The 20,593-nt window shown below is 37.6% G+C and carries 19 protein-coding genes and 1 tRNA gene; 4 read left to right on the forward strand and 16 right to left on the reverse strand.

Annotation, left to right across the window (positions count from 1 at the left end; genetic code table 11):
- The first annotated feature begins 2 nt into the window (after positions 1 to 2).
- The 4 genes from CCAL_RS06415 to CCAL_RS06430 are packed head-to-tail and all read left to right on the forward strand — an operon-like array spanning position 3 to position 3,641.
- Entirely contained in the window at positions 3 to 1,118 is a 1,116-nt protein-coding gene (locus tag CCAL_RS06415) for a bifunctional 2-C-methyl-D-erythritol 4-phosphate cytidylyltransferase/2-C-methyl-D-erythritol 2,4-cyclodiphosphate synthase (protein ID WP_170016789.1), read from the forward strand.
- Positions 1,115 to 2,005, forward strand: a complete 891-nt coding sequence (locus CCAL_RS06420; protein ID WP_170016787.1) for a response regulator — start codon at positions 1,115 to 1,117, stop codon at positions 2,003 to 2,005. Before CCAL_RS06415 ends, CCAL_RS06420 begins: the two co-directional genes overlap by 4 nt.
- Positions 1,983 to 3,164 (forward strand): sulfate adenylyltransferase, encoded by a 1,182-nt coding sequence (locus CCAL_RS06425; RefSeq protein ID WP_170016785.1) that lies wholly within the window; start codon positions 1,983 to 1,985, stop codon positions 3,162 to 3,164. Before CCAL_RS06420 ends, CCAL_RS06425 begins: the two co-directional genes overlap by 23 nt.
- 9 nt (positions 3,165 to 3,173) lie before the next feature.
- On the forward strand, positions 3,174 to 3,641 hold the full coding sequence (locus tag CCAL_RS06430; RefSeq protein WP_169937821.1) for a phosphatidylglycerophosphatase A family protein: 468 nt from the start codon (positions 3,174 to 3,176) through the stop codon (positions 3,639 to 3,641).
- Positions 3,642 to 3,661: 20 nt separating this feature from the next.
- Here the strand turns inward: CCAL_RS06430 and CCAL_RS06435 are convergent, their stop codons facing one another.
- From CCAL_RS06435 to fusA, 16 genes are all read right to left on the reverse strand, one after another.
- Entirely contained in the window at positions 3,662 to 4,120 is a 459-nt protein-coding gene (locus tag CCAL_RS06435; protein WP_172285080.1) for a fatty-acid--CoA ligase, read from the reverse strand.
- 1 nt (position 4,121) lies between these two features.
- Positions 4,122 to 7,208 carry a cytochrome c biogenesis protein CcsA gene (gene ccsA, locus CCAL_RS06440; RefSeq protein ID WP_170016781.1) on the reverse strand — a complete coding sequence of 1,029 codons (3,087 nt, stop codon included), beginning with the start codon at positions 7,206 to 7,208 and terminating at the stop codon, positions 4,122 to 4,124.
- Between the two features lie 183 nt (positions 7,209 to 7,391).
- Complete coding sequence (locus CCAL_RS06445; RefSeq protein ID WP_170016779.1) at positions 7,392 to 7,949, reverse strand: c-type cytochrome; 558 nt, start codon at positions 7,947 to 7,949, stop codon at positions 7,392 to 7,394.
- Positions 7,950 to 8,043: 94 nt separating this feature from the next.
- Positions 8,044 to 9,306 carry a major outer membrane protein gene (locus CCAL_RS06450; protein ID WP_170016777.1) on the reverse strand — a complete coding sequence of 421 codons (1,263 nt, stop codon included), beginning with the start codon at positions 9,304 to 9,306 and terminating at the stop codon, positions 8,044 to 8,046.
- 318 nt (positions 9,307 to 9,624) lie between these two features.
- The gene (locus CCAL_RS06455; protein WP_170016775.1) at positions 9,625 to 10,050 is read right to left on the reverse strand and encodes a hypothetical protein; all 426 of its coding nucleotides are present in this window, start codon (positions 10,048 to 10,050) and stop codon (positions 9,625 to 9,627) included.
- Between the two features lie 8 nt (positions 10,051 to 10,058).
- Positions 10,059 to 10,646: a hydrogenase-4 component G gene (locus CCAL_RS06460; protein WP_170016773.1), complete on the reverse strand. Its 588-nt coding sequence runs from the start codon at positions 10,644 to 10,646 to the stop codon at positions 10,059 to 10,061.
- Positions 10,647 to 10,747: 101 nt separating this feature from the next.
- Complete coding sequence (locus tag CCAL_RS06465; RefSeq protein ID WP_169937807.1) at positions 10,748 to 11,182, reverse strand: Dps family protein; 435 nt, start codon at positions 11,180 to 11,182, stop codon at positions 10,748 to 10,750.
- A gap of 90 nt (positions 11,183 to 11,272) precedes the next feature.
- Positions 11,273 to 11,620, reverse strand: a complete 348-nt coding sequence (locus tag CCAL_RS06470; RefSeq protein WP_169937805.1) for a chaperone NapD — start codon at positions 11,618 to 11,620, stop codon at positions 11,273 to 11,275.
- Positions 11,617 to 12,546, reverse strand: coding sequence for a WD40 repeat domain-containing protein (locus CCAL_RS06475; RefSeq protein WP_170016771.1), 930 nt, complete (start codon positions 12,544 to 12,546; stop codon positions 11,617 to 11,619). Before CCAL_RS06475 ends, CCAL_RS06470 begins: the two co-directional genes overlap by 4 nt.
- A complete protein-coding gene (locus CCAL_RS06480) occupies positions 12,543 to 13,019 on the reverse strand; it encodes a 4Fe-4S dicluster domain-containing protein (RefSeq protein WP_170016769.1) in 477 nt (158 codons plus the stop codon). The genes CCAL_RS06475 and CCAL_RS06480 overlap by 4 nt, the downstream gene beginning before the upstream one ends.
- On the reverse strand, positions 13,020 to 13,538 hold the full coding sequence (locus CCAL_RS06485; RefSeq protein WP_169937800.1) for a nitrate reductase cytochrome c-type subunit: 519 nt from the start codon (positions 13,536 to 13,538) through the stop codon (positions 13,020 to 13,022).
- Positions 13,535 to 14,329, reverse strand: a complete 795-nt coding sequence (gene napH, locus CCAL_RS06490; protein WP_170016767.1) for a quinol dehydrogenase ferredoxin subunit NapH — start codon at positions 14,327 to 14,329, stop codon at positions 13,535 to 13,537. The genes CCAL_RS06485 and napH overlap by 4 nt, the downstream gene beginning before the upstream one ends.
- Positions 14,329 to 15,081 carry a ferredoxin-type protein NapG gene (gene napG, locus CCAL_RS06495; RefSeq protein ID WP_170016765.1) on the reverse strand — a complete coding sequence of 251 codons (753 nt, stop codon included), beginning with the start codon at positions 15,079 to 15,081 and terminating at the stop codon, positions 14,329 to 14,331. The genes napH and napG overlap by 1 nt, the downstream gene beginning before the upstream one ends.
- Before the next feature lie 2 nt (positions 15,082 to 15,083).
- Positions 15,084 to 17,864, reverse strand: a complete 2,781-nt coding sequence (gene napA / locus CCAL_RS06500; RefSeq protein ID WP_170016763.1) for a nitrate reductase catalytic subunit NapA — start codon at positions 17,862 to 17,864, stop codon at positions 15,084 to 15,086.
- A gap of 487 nt (positions 17,865 to 18,351) precedes the next feature.
- A tRNA-Arg gene (locus tag CCAL_RS06505) sits at positions 18,352 to 18,428 on the reverse strand.
- Positions 18,429 to 18,509: 81 nt separating this feature from the next.
- The gene (gene fusA / locus CCAL_RS06510) at positions 18,510 to 20,588 is read right to left on the reverse strand and encodes an elongation factor G (RefSeq protein WP_170016761.1); all 2,079 of its coding nucleotides are present in this window, start codon (positions 20,586 to 20,588) and stop codon (positions 18,510 to 18,512) included.
- Positions 20,589 to 20,593 lie beyond the last annotated feature (5 nt).

Here is a 20,593-nt window from a genome sequence, read left to right on the forward strand (position 1 = left end):
ATTTGCTAGATATTACACTTATTATGCTTGGAGCCGGGGATTCTACGCGTTTTGGACTACCGGTAAAAAAACAATGGCTAAGAGTAGGTTCTGATCCGCTTTGGCTAGTGGCAACTAAAAATTTGAGTGGTTTTTACTCATTTAAAGATGTTATAGTTGTTAGTAAAGAGAGTGAGTATATGTCCTCTTTCGCGCCAAATTATAAATTTATAAATGGTGGACAAACTCGCCAAGAAAGCCTAAAAAACGCACTTTCACTAGTAAAAAGCGAATTTGTTTTAGTAAGCGATATAGCACGCCCGATGATACCAAAAGAGCTTTTTAATAAAATCATAGAAGGCGCGAAGCAAGCAGACTGCGTAGTTCCTGCACTTAAGATCGCAGACACTGCCTATCTTGGCGAAGAGGCTATCGATAGAGAGAGAGTAAAACTTATACAAACCCCTCAACTTTCACGCACAAATTTACTAAAACAAGCGCTTGAAACAGATGTTACCTATACAGACGATAGCTCTGCTATAAGAGCGGTCGGCGGGTCTGTTTGGCATATTTTAGGAGATGAAAGAGCTAGAAAAATAACCACAAAAGAGGATCTTTCACGGCTTAACCTTGTCTCTCCTAGCCTTGAACAATTTGTCGGCACGGGATTTGACGTGCATGAGTTTGCAAAGGGCAGAGAGCTCTGGCTGTGCGGGGAAAAGCTTGAATTTGAACTAGGATTAAAGGCTCACAGCGACGGAGATGTAGCGCTTCATGCTTTAACAGATGCGATCTTGGGAGCTGCAGGGCTTGGCGACATAGGAGAGCTTTTTCCTGATACGGACGCAAATTTTAAAGACATAAGTTCGATGTTTTTGCTAAAAGAGGCTTATAAAAAAGTCCAAAGCGTTGGTTTTGAGCTTGTAAATGCAGACATAACGATAATGGCTGAAAAACCAAAAATTTCTAAATTTAAAAGAAAAATGGCGGAAAATATCGCGGTCGCTTTGAATTTAACACCAAATCGCATAAACGTAAAAGCAACTACCACCGAAAAACTTGGCTTTGTTGGACGTGGTGAAGGCATAGCCGTTATAGCAAGTGCGAGTTTAAAATATTATGACTGGACAAAAATATGAAAATTTTAATAGTAGAAAATGAAATTTACCTAGCAGGCTCTATCGCAAGTAAATTAGCTGACTTGGGTCACGAATGCGAGATAACAAATAACGTCAAAGACGCACTTAAATACGAAAATTTCGATGTTGTGCTACTTTCTACAGCACTTCCGGGGCAAGACTTCTACCCTGTGATAGATAAATTTAAAGATGCTATCATCATACTTCTTATCGCTTATATCAGTAATGATACCGTTTTAAAGCCGATACAAGCGGGAGCAAATGACTACATCCAAAAGCCTTTTATGCTTGAAGAACTCGTTAGAAAAATAAGGCATTTTGAAGAACACAAACGCATGAAAGCACTTTTACAAAGCTACGAAGACTACATACAATACACTCTTCGCAACTACAAAATAGACGACATAGACGTCAAAAAGGTAAAACTCCCTCTTTTAATACGCACGTCAAAAATACCTTATGCGGACAAATTTGTCCAGCTTTATATGAGCGAGATGAAGACCCCTTTTATCTTCTGTCCGGCAACTAAACTAGTCCAGATCGATAAAATTTTAAAACAAAATCCAAAAGAGTATCTTTATATCTCAAATTTTCAACTACTAAAAAATGACGAACAAGAGAGAATTTTATCGTTTTCATACAAAAAAAAGATAGTCATCTCAACAACAGACCTAGAGCTATCCGTGCCTTTTGATACGCTTGATATAGTAAATAAGGCGCAAGGATTTAGCGTGGATGAGATAGTAACTATCGACGAATACATAAGACACATTATAACCACATATCAGGATAGATTTCCAGATACGGAACTATCTAAAAAACTTGGAATTTCACGTAAATCACTTTGGGAGAAAAGAAAAAAATATGATATCCTCAAGAAAAAATAAAACTATAGCCATAAGCACCGAGGCGTTTGGAACGCTTGAACTTATCAAAAACAACATCATCTCAAATTTTAGCTCTTTTATGGACTATGATCAGATAAAAGCAACGAACAAATACGGTTTTTTCGAGGGTGAGCCGATGCCTTACTCTTTTGGATTTGCCCCATTTGGCGATGAAAATCAAGCAGTCGTAAAAAGCTTAAAACAAGGAGAGAGAGTAAATTTATCGCTAAAAGGTGAGATAATCGGGCATGTGGATGCAGATAAAATTTTTAAACTAGATAAACAAACAAGTGAAAAAAATATATTTTTAGCTAACGAATCAACAAGTGTCCATCAGATGAGACTTGGAGAATACGCCCTAAGCGGAGAATTTGAAATTTATGACCAAGAGCTAAAAAAGACAAAACAACGCCTTCAAAAGGTCATTAAAGAAACGGGTGCAAAGAGGATAACTGCGCTTTTCCTTACTGCTGATCCATTTAACCGAGCACATGAGCGCCTAGTGAGAATGACGATAGATAAAACCGACTTGGTTATTGTGTTTTTAGTAAGAACAACGCAAGATAGTCATATAAACTACGACTTGCGCAAAGAGGTACTTGAGTATTTTAACCAAAACTACTTACCGTCAAATAGGATTTTTATATTTCCGTTAAGAAACACAACCCTTTTTAGTTCACATAAAAATCCAACACTTGAGTATATAACTGCTCACCATTTAGGAGCGGACAAGCTAGTTATCGGGCAAAATCACACAGGTATAGGTATGTTTTTTGATCAAAACGAAGCCCATACTATACTTGATAAATACAAAGACGCTTTAAAGATGGATATCATCATCTTACCGGAACTTGTTTACTGCAACAAGTGCAAAACTCTTGTAAGCACAAAAACATGCCCGCATGGTGCACATCATCACATCAAATACCATCCAGACACTATAAAAACGCTACTTTTTCAAGGTATTTTGCCGCCTGCTATCTTGATACGCCCGGATATATCGGCGCTTATTTTGTCACAAATTTTACCGGATAGATTTAAAGATATTCAAAAACTATGCGATGATTTATTTCCAAATTCAGGTCTTCTTGAAAAACGCAGCGATCGCGACTTTTATGAAGAGTTAATGAAACTTTATCAAACATCATCAATGACTTAAGGACGATACATGCAAAAACTATTTTTGACATTTTTTGGCACTGGGCTTTTACCAAAAGCTCCTGGGACTTGGGGTTCGCTAGCCGGTATGGTTTGCGCATATATAATTCTTGCGTATTTTTCTTCTACGACGCTGTTTTTAGCTAGTATTTTGCTGTTTTTGCTTGGCGTAAGCGCAGTGGAAAGCTATGAAAAAATAACCGGTGAACACGATAGTTCACATATCGTTATAGATGAAGTTGCAGGTGTATTTTTAGCGATAGCTATTAGTGGAGCTACGTTTGCTCAAATTTTGCTATCGTTTTTATTTTTTAGACTACTTGACATCAAAAAGCCGTCTATTATCGGACGTATAGACAGAAATGTCAAAGGCGGACTTGGTGTTATGGGAGATGATATGGTCGCTGGATTTTTCGCGGGACTTATGAGTGCGATAGCTTATGGTATATGCCTAAAATTTGGTATAAGTTTGATCTAGGCTCGTTAATATACGAGCTTTTATCTTGCTCTATTTTTTCTATTCTCTACGCCTTGGCTTTCATACTCCTCTATCTCGACGACATACTCGGGATTTTTCTTCTTAAGTCCGGCGTTTAATACGGTTATTATCTTAGCATCGGCATTTTTATGACTACATATAAGAAGAACCAAATTTAAATATATTCCCGCTTCTTGAGGCGCTTTTCCGTTTTGTTTTTGTGGAAATTTAAACTCTTCTATAAATTGACTTACAACCATAGCTAGATCATCTTTGCTCTTTTTGCTATCAGAAGCTATACTGATAAGATCTTTTATGCTAGTCTCTTTTTTGGGCGTTGCTTGCTTTGCGGACTTAGGAGCCACTTTATGTTCTATGTCGTCATTTTTTATAAATTTGATCAAAATAATCATAAGCACGATAATAGCGATTAAAAAAATCGCTATTATAACAAGCAAAATCGTGCTTTGTGTGCTCATATTAAAGTCTTGAACAGATATTACGTTTTGGATACGCTAGAAGCGTAATCGCCACCATAACACCTATCATGATCCAAATAAAATCCGGTACCGGCAACGGATCTCCTGCTGCATACGAGTGCATACCCGCCAAGTAGAAATTCACACCAAAATACGTCATAAGTATCGCCCAGTATGCAAAAAACGATGCAACAGCAAAGGCGTATTGGTTATTAAGCTTTGGTATAAATCTAATATGTAAAACTGCCGCATAAACCAGTATCGACACAAGAGCCCAGGTCTCTTTACTATCCCAACCCCAGTATCTACCCCAGCTTTCATTTGCCCAAACACCGCCTAAAAAGTTTCCTAAAGTTAGCAAGCTAAGACCAAGTATCATCGCCATCTCATTTATACGAGTAGCCTCTGTAATGTTGCGTGAAATTTCTTCGTTTGGTTTTTTCTTGCTTTGCATGATGATAAGTATAAGCACAAAACCGCCAAGCAATGCACAAAGCCCTAAAAATCCATAACTAGCCGTAATAATAGAAACATGGATCGTTAGCCAGTAGCTTTGAAGAACAGGCACAAGCGTTGTTATCTGTGGGTCCATCCAGCTTAAATGTGCAACAAAAAGCGTAACACCGGCAAGTATAGATGTAAGCGCGATAGCTATCGGGCTACGTTTTGAAAACACTATACCAGAAAGACCAAGCGCCCAAGCGATATATACCATAGACTCATAGGCATTACTCCAAGGAGCGTGTTCTGCGATATACCAGCGAAGCCCAAGACCAACGGTATGAACTGCAAATGCAAGTAAATTTATGCCATATATCACCTTAACGATCTTGTCGATATTTAGCTTTGGAGCTAACATTTTTATAAACACAAACAGCAACAACACTAAGCCGGCTAGTAAATATATCGGTGTTAAGCGATCAAAAACTTGCAGCTTGTTAAACAAAAGCTCGGTTTCTATCTTTTGCTTTGCAGGCATTATTTGTGAGCCGTAGTTGTTTTGATACTCAAAAATTTTATCCAAAGCCTTATCCGCTTCACTCCATTCTTGAGTTTTTACTGCATTATCAACTGCTGTAAAATAATCCCTCATCATGCCTATAACCAAATTTCCCTCTTCAGGAGAAAAATACATCATTGCCGATGCAGGAGAGTACCAAGTGTTTGATGGATCATCTTGTTTTGGAAAAATTTTAAATATCTCTCCTATAAACATCATATAAAAGACATTTAGCCTTTCATCTATCTTGATCACATCTTTATCAAAAGTGCCACGCGAGCCAGGGTGTTTGCGGTTAGCTTGCTCGGCAAATTTAGTAAGCTTATACTCGCTTCTGCCATCTTTACCTGGTTTAAAAAAGTCGTTAAAACTAGCGTATTTTGCATTTTCAGATACTCCCAAAACCTTTTTTAACTCGCTGCTTGACCCAAGTGCGATCACAAATTCATTACGCCAAAACTCCGGCATAACCATTATGGAAAGCGCTGCTTGGTTTGAGTCAAGTGAACCGATACGATCTTTTCTGTGAAATTTGTTTAATACTTCTTTACTAAGCGTATCAAAAGGTTTCATCCTGCCGTCAGGACTTTGCACGATAAGCCTTGAAAGCTTTTTGGCATGCTCTGGACTTATACGAGGCAAGAAGTCGTCAGCCGCTTTTAGCTGAGTTAAATTTAAAGCAAAAAGCCCGATCACAAGGAAGCTTGCTACTTTTTTTACAGAGTCGTTATCTATCAGTTTTGCTAGCTTTCTAAATCTACTTGTGGGGTTTACTACATTTAAGAAAAATCCTATGCCAAGCAAAAAGTATCCGATATAAGTCGGGATCTTGCCGGGGTCTTTGTTTACTGATAGTATTGTTCCGCGCTCATCTTGATCATATGAGCTTTGGAAAAATCTATATCCATCATAATCTAAAACGTGATTCATATATATCCTATAATCAAAACTTGGACTATCTCCATCTTTAACGACAACTTCACTTGCATAGCTCATTGGGGAATTTGAGCCAGGGTATCTTTTTAATTCAAAATCTTTTAAATACAAACTAAAAGGAAGCTTTATCTGTTGAAGTCCCCAAGATGCGTTAAACTGCTGACCTGCGACTGTAGCTTTACTAGGCTCTATAAGGTTATAAAACAGTGGAATTTCTTTGCTCTCACCCTTATATGTTAAAAGCACGTTTACTACGTCAAATTCGCCATTTTGATTTGCCATGAGCTTTCTTTTTGCCTTAGCTGAAATAAATTTAGATATAAAATTTACTCCCTCTATCGTGTATAAATTTTTCTCTTCAAACTCATTTACACTCTCTGGGCTAATCACACTTTTAGAACTATCTATCATTGAAATTTTACTTAACTCCATGCTTGAAGTAACGCTAAATTTTCCATTTTCTAGTTTAAAAAGAACAAATTTTTGATTAGATTTTGGCATTGTGTTAAATAAGAAGCTTATATCACCTGCAACGACTTCTTCGCCCTCAAGTAGATATACATCTTCTCTATTTTCATCATCAGAGATCGTTAGCTCTATAACGGCTCTTCCACCCTCATCGTCGACAAATCTATATGCGGCGCTTGGCAGATACTCTACAAATTTCATATTAGCACTATCTTGACCGATCTTGAGCTTTATATCAAAGCCGTTTGTTACTATGTCGCTAAATGAACGAGGTATCGAAGTAGTAACCTCTTGTCCATCAACCAACGAACTTAGACTTATGTATGTGCCTTTTGTTGTTACAATATTAGTTTGGGAATTTTCTCTAATATGCACATTGCCTTCAAATCCAAAATACCTAGTTATCCCTGCGCCTATAAGTATAACTATAAAACCTGCATGAAAAAGCAATGACGGGAGTTTTTTGACATTTAAAAGCTTATATTGATAAATATTGTAGGCTAAATTTATACCTAACAATAACTGCACAAATGCAAACCAACCAGCACCATATACATAAAACCATGCGGCTTCGGTACCAGACTTACTCTCAATAATGGTTGCCGCGCCACTTCCGATAGCAAAGATGATCATCAATACTATCGCTGAACTCATACTTAAAAAAACTGATTTAAAACCAAACATTAAATACCTTTGTTGTGTAATCATACAATTATATAATAAAATATTTAACGCAACCGTTAATTATATGGTTTTTTAGGGAGTTTGTGAGGAAGCTAAAGATATAGCGTAAAATTCATATAAATTTATTATAAATTTTACGCTCTTAAGGATTGGTTGTCAAAAAGCGGGCTACCGATAGATATTTTATCTTAGATAGCTGCCTTGTTTTTTCTCGGTAGAAACAGGTTTATTTTTTAGCTCCTCTTGCTCACTTAATGCATCTTTGCCTTTTAGGTATGCGATTATCGCTCCAAGATCTTGGTTGTTTACTATCTTGGCCTGTGTTTGCATAAGTAGTCTTCCACCCTTGCCAAATTCCGTATCACTTCTATATGAAATTATAGAGTCTTCTATATCCTGGGCACTTAAATTTTTAAGAGCCGTTGATCCATAGGGTCGTTTGTCTGCATTTTCACCGTGACAGCTCATGCACTGCTTTTCATACAGTTCTTTTCCTAAAGATGCGCTATATCTACCTTTGCGATCGACGCCGATTTTTACTATCCTGTTATCTTTGTATTTTCTAGGGTCTTCGTCGATGAAAACTTGAATTTTCTCATTTTTTTCATTGGCCTGTTTTGTTGCCATATCAGCAAGTTCTTTGCCAAACTCTCCATACGCTCTTATATAGTAAACTTCTGAAGCGCCAAATACACTTGCCGCAAAAACACACGCCAAAAAAGAAATTTTAAAAATTTTCATAAGTTTCCTTTTAAATGTCCTAAATTTAAAAATCCCAAGTTAGGGATACTAACTTGGGATTATATCATAAGCTTGTTAAATAAAGCTAAGTGAATTAGAATGAGTATCTAGCCTCAAATCTATATTTTTGAGAATCACGATCAGGCTCACCTTTTTTATCATAGTTAGCCCATGAGTAGAATGTGCTGAATTTTAGCTTTTTGTTGTATTGGTAAGCTACAGCAGGCATTACTTCTTGATAATCTGTTTCATTACCTCCAGTGTATTTAACTGTACCAGCTACATAATCAACACTAAATTTAAATTTATCAATTCCATAACCTAGTTTAGCAAACCAGAAGTTACCTTTACCTTCAGCTAATGTATAATCACCAACTTTATCAGAGAATTGCTCAGCAACATCTATTAAAGAGCCTTGGTCTTCTAGGCTAAATGACGTCATGCCTTTGTTTTTAACATCATATCCGATATAACCAGCAGTTGCGCTAACGCCAAAGAATTCGCCAGATAACTCACCTGCATAGAATTTACCGTCATTATAATCAAAGCCTAGAGCTTTTCCTGCATTTTTAATATCTGAATTTGCATCAGAATTTACAAATTGACCTTTAAAGCCGATATTTACATCATTAGTAACATCAAAATCACCTGCTAGTTCAAGGGCAAGAAGGTCTGTTAGGTTTTCAAGAGAAGCATACCATAGTTGGAAACTAATAGGATCATAAGAACCGATAGCAGCTACACCATATAGGTTACCTGCATCATACACAGATAGTGTTCTCACATTCTCATTTGCAGCTTTGCCGGTTACTGCTTCAAAATCATAAAGACCGCCATCGCTCTCTTGCTTATCATTTTCAAGTCCATCAAATACTATAGCAGCTAGAGTTAAGCCCTCTACATCTTTATTTAAAACCTTAACGCCTGTGCCGATAGCATCATCAGTAAAGAATGTGCCTAGAGTTTGTTTACCTGCTGTGATTGTAGTGTTAGCATAAGTATATCCTAGGTAAAATTGGTGGATACCTAGATTGCTATCATTGTTTACATTTGTTTTGTCTGTATTATAATCTTTATCTTGACTACCTGTTCCATCAGTCTTGTTATATCTAAGACCTATAACACCAAAGAAGTTATCATCGATAGCCGCTTTGAAGTTAGCTATAAATTTAAACTGATGTCCTGCGCCAGTTTTGCTTCCAACTGCCTCTTCTGTGTTTGTGTTTGTATAGCGGTATCTTGCCATACCTGAAACGTCTACATTTTTAATAGCCTCTTCAAGTGGAGTAGCAGAAGCAACGCTTGAGAAAGCACCTAAAGCAACCAAAGTAGCTAGACTAATTTTAGCTAATTTCATTTTCTAAGTCTCCTTTTAAGAAATATTGTGAAAGCCATTATAATACAGATTTTTTGATTTTAAGCTTAAAAAATCATAAAAATCTACGAATTTGTTACCGTGTATTTACCGTATATAGAGCAAATATGCTTTTGTTAAGAAAAAGGACTTGCTAATGTAATATGAAAATATGCAAAAAAATAATTTTATAAAAAGAATTATGACAAAAAAGCATGAAAGATAAGGAAAGGGGCGAAGTTCCATCACAGCCCCTTAAAAGGAGTTCTAGTTTTGATTGCTTGGTGAAATTATAGTCAATGACGGTAAATCAACGGCTAATCAAAAAGATATATGCTCCTCTTTTGGTACTTCTATCTTTGTTTTTATATTTTTACGATTTGCATTGATTGTATTTTGCGGTTTTTTGATGCCTGAAATTTTTCCAGAAGAACTTCCTTCACGTATAAGAAGCATGCTCTCAAGGCTTCTGCCAACAAATGTCGCGTAAACAAGATCGCCTTTGTCATAGTAGTATTTATTAGCACAAAAATTTGCACTAGGTAACTTAGAATTTTTAGTGTCAACAGCAATGATAGTATAACAATATCCGCCATCTTCATAAGTAAGGTCTTTGATAAAACCTTTGATAGAACTTTTAGCAGGCTTTTGCACTACGATATTTTTTGGCTTAGATGGTTGTTTGTAAAAAAAGGAACAACCACCAAGAGCAAAAACTACAAAAATAGATATTAAAATTTTAAACATACAGACCCTTAAGCAGAAACATTTAGAACATTTCCACCAAGAGAAGCGATCTTTTCGTCGATAGAAGATAGGGTCTTATCGATAGTCTTTTGTGAAATTTCAGGCAAATTTCCACCCCATGCTTTTTGAGCTTCATTAAAACCTCTTAAAATTCCTTCGCGACCGGCTTGAAGCTTTTCTAAATCATCGCCTGCAAAAGATAAAACAAAGCCTGAAAGTCTTTGCGCGGTATTTGTAATACCAAAAAAACCCTCTTCGCTCACTAGTGCACTTGCTTCATCTACATTTAACTTATCTATAGCTGTACCGTTATATCCGATGGAAGATAGGTCAAGTCCGCTTAAAATTTCAGATAAATTTGACGGCACGCCGGATATCACACCGCTTAATGCGCTTTGAGCGGAGGAGTTCGATGTTGTTTGGGCTGAAATTTGTGCTTGAAATTGTAAAAAATAACTATTTGAAAGCTCTTTTGCACTCATTGAGGAGAATTCTTTTAATTTCTCTTCATTGTTCTTGTTTAAAAGAGTATCTTGTTTTGTTTGTGTTTTTTCGCTTATCGTTGTTAAAATGCTTGAATTTAGGCTAACTTGCATATTTACTCCTTTGCAATAATCTGCCACCAATATCGTCAAAAATGAAAATTTCTTTAGGTTTAAAAGGAAGAAAAAAGGGCGAAAATTTCGCCCTTGGGGTTTTATTTGCTTAAAGTTGCGTTAAGCATCCAAATTTCTTTTTCGTATTTTGCTATTTGCTCTTGAGCATAAGCTTGAGTTGTTGTATCGCCCTCGGCAACTTCGTCAAGGTCTTTAAATTCTTTTAAAAGATGTTTATACTCTGCTAAAACGATCTCCAAAACTTCTGTTGGAGTATAAGACGGTTTTGCTTCGTGTTTAATGCAAGTTAGTTTTGCCAACTCCTCAGCTTTAACAACAGCTGTACCGCCAAGCATGATAGCACGCTCTGCAACAGCATCGAAAATTTCGCTCATATCATCATATGCTTTTTCAGTGTATTCGTGAATGCTAAAAAACTGAATTCCTTTTACATTCCAGTGAAGATCGTGAAATTTAACATATAACGCGTTTGCGTCAGCCTGAATTTTATTTAGTCTTGCTATAACTTTTGACATTTTGTCTCCTTTTGTTAATTTGGCGTAATTTTAACACAGAATGCTTAATAATTATTAAACTAAATAATAAATTTTATTATTTAGGAAAATTTATCTTACTTTATAGTGAACACTTCCATTATAGCAAATATCTTCGGCTTTGACGTTATCATTTGTTAAAATTTCGCTTATTCCTTGTTTTTTATCTAGCTTGTCTTTATCAAACTCAACATCTTCTTGATATGCATAAACCATAGCAACAGTCGCAACCCCTTCGATCATCTCCATACGTCTAAAGGTTGCCACTTCGCCATTTACGTCGTCTGCGGTTACAACGGCTACGATTTTATCGTTTTTGTGAGCTATGATTTCTACATCTTTAAATTTACTAAGCTCGTTTAATACTAAATTTTTGTCTGCTTTTTCTTTTAAATTTATAACAACGCTTGAAATATTCATCTTACCTTCCAAAAATGTATGTTTTTCTCAAAAGCACTACTTAAAAGCGTATCAGGAGAGATAAAGACTATACTATTTATCGTATTTTGAGGAGTTTGCAAACGCTTTACTTGCGTAAGAGAATTTGTATCAAAAACATAAATTTCACTCAAATCATCTTGAATATAAGCACCTGTTTTTGCGTCAGTGCTTAAAGCTATATCCATCACTGAAGTTTTTGCCTTTAGACGTCTTATCTCATTGCCCCGCAAAACAGCCACGCTCATATCAACGCCTGCAGTAAGCACAACGTTACCGTCATAGTCGATAGCATACATTGTATCTTTATGCACGTCTACAATCCTGCTCATATCCCTACTTTTAACATCGTAAAAGTAAATTTTACCTCCTTCGGTAGCTATAGCAACGGTTGTTTTGTTTGGATTTACCTTCATATCAGCTAGAAGTGCGGTTGAAATTTTAAAGTCATGCTCACTCTTGCCGTTTTGTAAATTTATAATAGAAATTTCATTGCTGATAGTGCCTAAAATCGCTTTATTTTCACTTAGAAACAGAGCTTTTTTAGCAGCTTCGCCAAGCTGGGAAACAAGCTTTATGCCGCTATCTTTTACAAGATAAAGCGAACGTTTATTAGAATTTGCTTCAGTCAAAACCAGCAAAGAACCATTTAGCTCATCTATGCTTAGGATATTTGGTCGCAAAATTTCATCATTTATATTTTTAATGTCGTCAAAAACAATACTTTGCTTAAAAGTGTCATTTTTTACATCATAAATTTCTATACTACCGCTATAAGTTGCGATATAAAGGTTGTCATTTACAAGCGTCATAGACATGACATTTGCTTGTGTTTGTATGGTCTTAAAGGGCAAATCCTCGCCAAAAACAAAGCCCAAAAACAGTAAAAAAACTAAAAATACTCTCATAAGCTCTCCATTTTAATCGAATGTTTGAAGCAAGCATTAATACACTCGCCACATGAGTTACAACGCTCGTTTATCATCGGACGAAAAACACCAAGAAAATCAATCGCCCTATACTTGCACGCATCTTGACAATTATAGCATATGACATCATTCCAAGCTAAGCAAGAATTTACTTGTATTGCTGTTTTTGCTCCGATATTTTGGCTAAATTTTAGATCTAAAACACTCTTTTTAACCGATTCGCAAGCTATAGCACACTCTTTACAAAAGTTGCAACCCCTATCCTTAACGTCAAAAATCACTCTTTGTCCGTCAAAACTAAGCAACTCTCTTGCACAAATACTAACGCAAGGTGCATCGCAACCCTCACAATCAAATTCACCGCTAAAATAAGGCGGAGTAATAAAGCGCGGTTGCTCCCCAACGGCAGTAACCGGCTTTAAAATTTTAGTAAATAGTGCGCGACGCTGCAACTATCTTACTCCCTCGTTTAAGATATCAAGTAAATTTGACTTAGCAGAGCCGTTGGCATCTCTAAATTCAGGAGTGAAGTTGTTTTTGATAGGCACTTTAACATCCGCTTGAGAAACGTGACAAGTTGTGCAGTTAAAGCGCTCGTCGTGCAAAATTCCCTTCAAGTCGGTTTTATTTCTTAAATCATACAAGTGTGAAGCAGGTATCGGTGTAGCTCCGCTATCTGCGGCAAATTCAGGCATATGACAGGTTACACACATGTTCATATCTTTAGTAATAGGCACTAAACCCTCTAAATCATGCGGGATAAACGGAGGTGCGTTTTCAAACGATCGGTCAAATTTCTTTGACATACCGGCAGGCTCTGCACTATAATTTATATCTCTAGCCGCGATATTGTCATTAGTAAGATCGCCTCTAAAACCCATATCGGTATCGCTTATGCTTTTGTTTGAAACCGCACAAGCACTTAAAATAAGCGCAAGTAGTGCGCCAAATGCTATAAATTTAAATTTCATCTTTCTTCCTTTAAATTTCTTATACTAAATTTCATCGCATCATCATTGCAAACATCAATACAGCGTCCACAACTTATGCACTCGCTATTTGTTACAAAACCGCTTTTATGCCCTACCATCGAAAGGACTTGCGGCTCGGGGCAAGCTTTTAGACATTTTGCACATTTGTTGCATTTGCTTAGGTCGTGACTAATGCGAATTAGTGAAAATTTTGACAATAAAGCGTAAAACGCACCCAAAGGACAAATGTATCCACATATGCCTCTAGGTAAAACAAACATGTCAAAAACTATAATCACAAAGATCGCTGCTAATACAAAAATATCAAGATATATGATACCTCTTTGCACCATACCCACAAAACTTACACTCTCAAAAACAGGTAAAGAGAGCAAGGCTGAAAACACAAGAATTGCCAAAAGTAGGTAATATCTTGTATTTTTAGGTAAATTTAAAAGCTTTGCGTCTTTATTAAAGCCTAGTTTTTCGCGTAGTTTTGCAGCCATATCCGTAAATAAATTTACAGGACAAACCCAAGCACAAAATGCACGTGGAGCAATAACAGCATATAAAATAGCCACAATCACAGCTCCAATAATCACACTCATGCCGACACTTGCTCCTGCTAAAATAAGCTGTAGCAAAGCAAATGGATCAGCAAATGTGATCGCACCAAAAAGCGATGAGGCACTAAGATCGCCCAAAAGCAACTTTAAACCATAATGGTTTGATACGATAAACGCAACTAAAATTAAAATTTGAGTAAGCCTTCTAAAAAGTAAAATTTTCATCACAGCTCCCCATCATTTAAATAATCTTTAGCTTTATTAATATCAAGCTTTATGTTTGTATCAACGCCCTCGAGTCGCTTCTCGTCGCCTTCTACCCAACCTTTGACATAGTTTTGATCCACAGAGCCCATAACGATATCTCTAGGCATGATCTTAATGGCTGGATTTTGCGTAATGCAAACTCTTTCACATACTCCACAGCCTGTACAAACATCCATATCAACAACCGGTAGCAAAAATGCGTGTTTTGCGGTGCGTTCGTTTCGTCTGTACTCAAGTTTCAATGCCTTGTCTATAAGTGGACAATCACGATAACAGGCATCACAGCGGATACCCCAGTATGCAATACAGCTGTGAGTATCTATCATGGCAACGCCCATTCTTGCTTTATTGATGTCTAGCTCACCATTTGTGCTAACTAAAATTTTATCAAGTGCATTGGTCGGACAGGCTACCACGCAAGGTATATCCTCGCATAACTTGCAAGGAGTTTCACGCGGAGTAAAGTGTGGAGTGCCGTTTGCCACACCAGAGCTAAGCGTTGCTAGCTTTAACGTATCAAAAGGACATGCCTCAACGCAAAGCCCGCAACGTATACAGCTAGCTAAAAATTCGCTCTCATTTTTAGCTCCGGGCGGTCTAAGCAAAACTAGCTTATCCGCCTTTACAGCCTTTGTCCAAACAAAACTACCGGCAGCAGCCAGCGCAACGGCTTTAAGTCCAAATTTTAGGACTTCTCTTCTATTTTGCACGACTAAGCCTTATAAACCTTAACGGCACATTTTTTATAATCCGTCTCTTTTGAGATAGGACAAGTCGCATCTAAACATACCTTGTTGATATACACGTTTTCATCAAAAAATGGTACATACACAAGTCCTACAGGCGGCTTGTTTCTACCATTTACATCAACACGTGCTTTGACTTTACCACGGCGGCTCTCTACCCATACTATCTCATTATCAAGAACGCCGATCTTTTTCGCATCATCTTCATGCATGTAGCAAAGCGCCTCAGGAACAGCACGATAAAGTTCAGGAACACGCATTGTCATAGTGCCGGTATGCCAATGTTCAAGCACCCTTCCCGTACATAGCCATAACGGATACTCTTTGCTTGGCATTTCGCATGGATCCATATAAGGGCGGAAGAAAATTTTAGCTTTATTTGTTAGAGGAGTCTTATCTTGCGTTATCACGGCTTTTAAATTTCCGCTTGGAAGAGCTGCGTTTTTGTTACCGTAGAATGCAAAATTTTCACCCTCTTTTGCATATTTTTTAGCATAATAATCAAATTTAACGTTAAATCTCCACTGTGTCTCTTTGCCATTTACTACCGGCCATCTAAGTCCGCGCACTCTATGATACGTATCAAAATCAGCCAAGTCATGTCCATGTCCTACGCCAAATTTTCTATACTCTTCCCATAGATATTTTTGAACAAAGAAGCCATAACCGTTAAATTCTTTACCGTCTGAGCCGACAACTTTACGTTTGTCACCAAACACTTCAGAGTTATCGTAATCCTCCATAATAGCGTCTTTAGCGTTAAAGCTTTTTGCGTATTCATTAGCAAATAACACATCATAAAGCGTGTCTTCTTCGCTATAACCCATAGCTTTTGCTTCTTCAAGAACGCTAGGAAGAGTAACTTTATCATTTACTTTTACTTCGCCCCAGAACTCTTTTATCTTAAATCTTTTTGTAAATTCCATAATCTGCCACGTATCACTCATCGCTTCGCCGACAGGAAGAACTTGTTGTCTCCAGTGTTGAGTTCTACGCTCTGCGTTACCGTATGCACCCCATTTCTCATATATCATCGCTGTTGGAAGTATAAGGTCTGCAACTTTAGCAGAAATTCCAGGATATGGATCTGAAACAACGATAAAGTTATCCATCTCACGTGCCGCTTTTATCCAGTGGTTTGCATTTGCAGTGTTTTGCCAAGGGTTGTTTACCTGAACCCAGATAAATTTATTTTTACCATCTTCAAGATCACGAAGCATTTTTACATAATGAGAAGCAACAACGTGGTTTATAGTATTTTTAGGAAGTTTCCAAATTTGCTCGGTTATCTCTCTGTGTTTTGGATTAGCAACAACCATGTCGGCAGGCAAGCGATGAACAAATGTTCCAACTTCGCGCGCTGTTCCGCATGCGCTTGGTTGTCCTGTTAGCGAGAAAGCACCGGATCCCGGAAGCGCTTGCTTGCCAAGCAGGAAGTGCACCATGTAGGCTTGTTCGTTTACCCATGTTCCTCTTTGGTGTTGGTTAAAGCCCATTGTCCAAAAGCTAACTACTTTGCGATTTTTCTCGATATAAAGGTCGGCTAATTGTTTTAATTTGGCTTTAAATTCATCTAGAGGCTCACTTGCGTCACCTTTTGCTATCTTGGCTGTAAATTCCAAAGTATAAGGTGCAAGAGCTTTTTTAAACTCCTCAAAGCTTATATGCCAGTGTGCATCTGCCTTGCCGTTATTTTTATTTTCAAGAGTATCTCCTGCTTTCATGCCAAGGTACGCCAAAGTAACACCCTCAGCTTCACTTAAAACTTTTGATTTCTCTGTTGCTGCGGTATCTAACTCACTTGGTAGATATTTTGCGTGTTTGGTTTCCGGTCTAAGTCCGTAACCTATATCAACCGGACCCGTTGTAAATACGCAGTGACGTTTTACAAATTCCTGATCTATCATTTCAGGATGATTGTAAACTATCTCGCGAGCTATATAGTTCCAAATAGCAAGATCTGTAGATGGAGCAAAGATGATCTCTATATCTGCTAAATTTGAAGTTCTGTTTGAAAAAGTAGTTAAATTTACCACTTTAACCCTATCAGGATCACCAAGCTTTCTATCGCTTATGCGTGACCACAAGATCGGGTGCATCTCAGCCATGTTTGCGCCCCATGTTACGACAGTATCTGTCATCTCGATATCATCATAGCAACCAGCAGGCTCATCCACACCAAAAACTTGCATAAAACCGACAACGGCAGATGCCATACAGTGTCTTGCGTTTGGATCTATGGAGTTACTTCTAAAGCCGCCTTTCATCATTTTTGAAGCGGCATAACCCTCCATGATAGTGTATTGGCCAGATCCTAAAACTCCTACGCCATGAGGACCTAGCTCTTTATAGGCTTTTCTAAATTGCACCTCCATTACATCAAAGGCTTGCTTCCAGCTAACTTGCTTAAATTTACCTTTTTTATCAAATTCACCTTTTTCATTTACACGAAGCAAAGGATGAGTTATACGGTCTTCGCCATACATTATCTTTGCATTAAAATAACCTTTAATACAGTTTAATCCACGGTTAACAGGTGCTTCAGGGTCACCTTTGACGGCTACGATCTTACCGTCTTTAGTAGCCACCATGATACCACAACCCGTACCACAGAAACGACAGGCAGCCTTATCCCAACGCCAACCTTTTTCTACTTCGTTTGCGTTAAGTCCGCTAGGTAGTGCGATACCGGCACTAGCACAAGCAGCCGTTGCGGCAGCTGATTTTATAAATTCCCGACGATCCATATTTTCTCCTTGATAAGAATTTAAGTCTTTGTACTTATTTGCCTAAAATATTAATATAACATAAATTTCATTTAAATCGGATTAACCCAGATCAATGAATGATAAGAATTTATAATGATTATTAAATAGTTAAGTGGAAAATTGTGAGATAAAATTTAATCAAAGACTACAACCACGATCGTAACGCAAAATAGTTTAAATATTGATAAGCATACTTATAAAGGTTATCCATAAATTTCACGAAAAATTTATCTATATTTTACGCAAGAGATAGAGTTTTAGTTTTGAATTTCTAATAAAAACGAGAAATTTCATTTTTTAAATGCATAGCAAGATAATATATCACACTATATTTTTCAATCAAAATCACAATAAAACATACAACAAACTTGAAGATTAATATAAATTAAATTTTCACTCAAATCTCGATTTTAACGTGATTTGGTAAATAGTTATAAATTAAAATAAATAGCGGTAAATAGATAAGTGGTGTCCCCATCAGGATTCGAACCTGAGGCCTCAAAATTAGGAATTTTGCGCTCTATCCTGCTGAGCTATGAGGACAATTTGCAATTTAAAGCGATAAATAATTAAATTTATATAAACTAAAAAGCCACCCGAATTTGGGTGGCTAGCTTTTGGCTTTTAGCCGTTTCTTTTCTTAATAATCTCTTCACTAACATTCTTTGGAACTTCTTCATAGTGATCAAATTCCATAGAGTATGTAGCGCGACCTTGAGTTTGGCTTCTAAGGTCTGTTGAGTAGCCAAACATAGACGCAAGTGGGCAGAATGCTGTAACGATCTTGTTACCACTTCTTTCATCCATTGAGTTTACTTGACCACGGCGCTTGTTAAGGTCACCGATAACATCACCCATATACTCTTCAGGTGTTTCAACTTCAACCTTCATCATAGGCTCAAGTATAACAGCGCCTGCTTTTTTAGCGCCCTCTTTAAAGCCCATAGATGCAGCAAGTTTAAACGCCATCTCAGATGAGTCAACTTCATGGTAGCTACCGTCAAATAAAGTAACTTTAACGTCTTCAACAGGATAACCAGCAAGGATACCGTTTTGAAGTGCCTCTTTACAACCTTTTTCAACTGCAGGTATATACTCTTTTGGTACTACGCCGCCTTTGATATCGTTAACGAATTCAAATCCACTAGCAGCTTCAAGCGGCTCGATACGCAAGAAAACGTGTCCGTATTGACCACGACCACCTGATTGTTTAGCGTATTTATACTCTTGCTCAACTGTCTTGCGGATAGTCTCACGGTAAGCAACTTGCGGTTGACCAACTTCTGCATCAACTTTAAATTCACGCAACATACGATCAACAATGATTTCTAGGTGAAGCTCGCCCATACCGCTAATGATAGTTTGACCACTCTCTTCATCGGTACTAACTCTAAAGCTTGGATCTTCTTGTGCTAGTTTCTGAAGAGCAATAGCCATTTTCTCTTGGTCAGCTTTAGTTTTTGGCTCAACCGCAACAGAGATAACCGGCTCTGGAAAGTCCATTCTCTCAAGGATCACAGGATCTTTTTCACTTGAAAGCGTATCGCCTGTTAGTGTATCTTTTAGACCAACAACCGCCCCGATCTCACCAGCGTGTAGAACTGAAATTTCTTCACGTTTATTTGAGTGCATTTTTAAAAGACGGCCGATTCTCTCTTTTTTACCTTTTGTTGAGTTAAATGCATAACTGCCACTCTCAAGACTTCCGCGATAAACACGAACGAAAGTTAGCTGACCAACAAAAGGGTCTGTCATGATCTTAAATGCAAGACCTGCAAATTCGCCATCATCGGTTGATTCAACATTTACTTCTGCACCATCTTCATATTCGCCTCTAATCGCTGCAACTTCATCTGGAGCAGGAAGGTAAGACACGATAGCGTCAAGTAGCGGCTGAACGCCTTTATTTTTAAATGATGTTCCGCAAACCATAGGTATAATGTTCATAGATAAACAACCGGCCTTTATACCTCTTTTGATCTCTTCAGCGCTTAGTTCTTCGCCACCAAAGAATTTTTCCATTAAAGCATCATCTGTCTCGGCAACTGCTTCGATCATTTTTGCTCTATACTCTTCTGCTTTCTCAACTAAATCAGCAGGAATTTCTCTCTCAACGAAAGTTGTAGGCTTGCTATCGTCTTCCCAAACTAGGGCTTTCATAGTAACTAAGTCTACTACGCCCTTAAACTCATCTTCTGCGCCGATAGGAATTTGGATAGGCACAGGATTAGCTTTTAGTCTAGTTTTGATTTGATTTTCAACATTGTAAAAGTTGGCACCTATACGGTCCATTTTATTTACGTAAACCATTCTTGGAACTTTATACTTGTTGGCTTGTCTCCAAACTGTTTCAGACTGAGGTTGAACGCCACCAACTGAACAAAATACTGCAACAGCACCATCAAGAACACGCATAGAACGTTCAACTTCGATAGTAAAGTCAACGTGTCCCGGAGTGTCGATTAGGTTAATTTGGTGATCTTTCCAAAAGCATGTAGTCGCAGCAGAAGTAATGGTAATACCACGCTCTTTTTCTTGCTCCATCCAGTCCATAGTAGCAGCGCCGTCATGAACCTCACCAAGCTTGTGACTCATACCCGTAAAGAATAAAATTCTCTCACTCGTAGTAGTCTTACCAGCATCGATGTGAGCTGCAATACCAATGTTTCTAACCATATGTAATGGGGTTTTTCTATCTGCCATAGTTT

The sequence above is a fragment of the Campylobacter sp. RM6914 genome (assembly GCF_004803835.1).
GTDB lineage: Bacteria > Campylobacterota > Campylobacteria > Campylobacterales > Campylobacteraceae > Campylobacter_A > Campylobacter_A californiensis.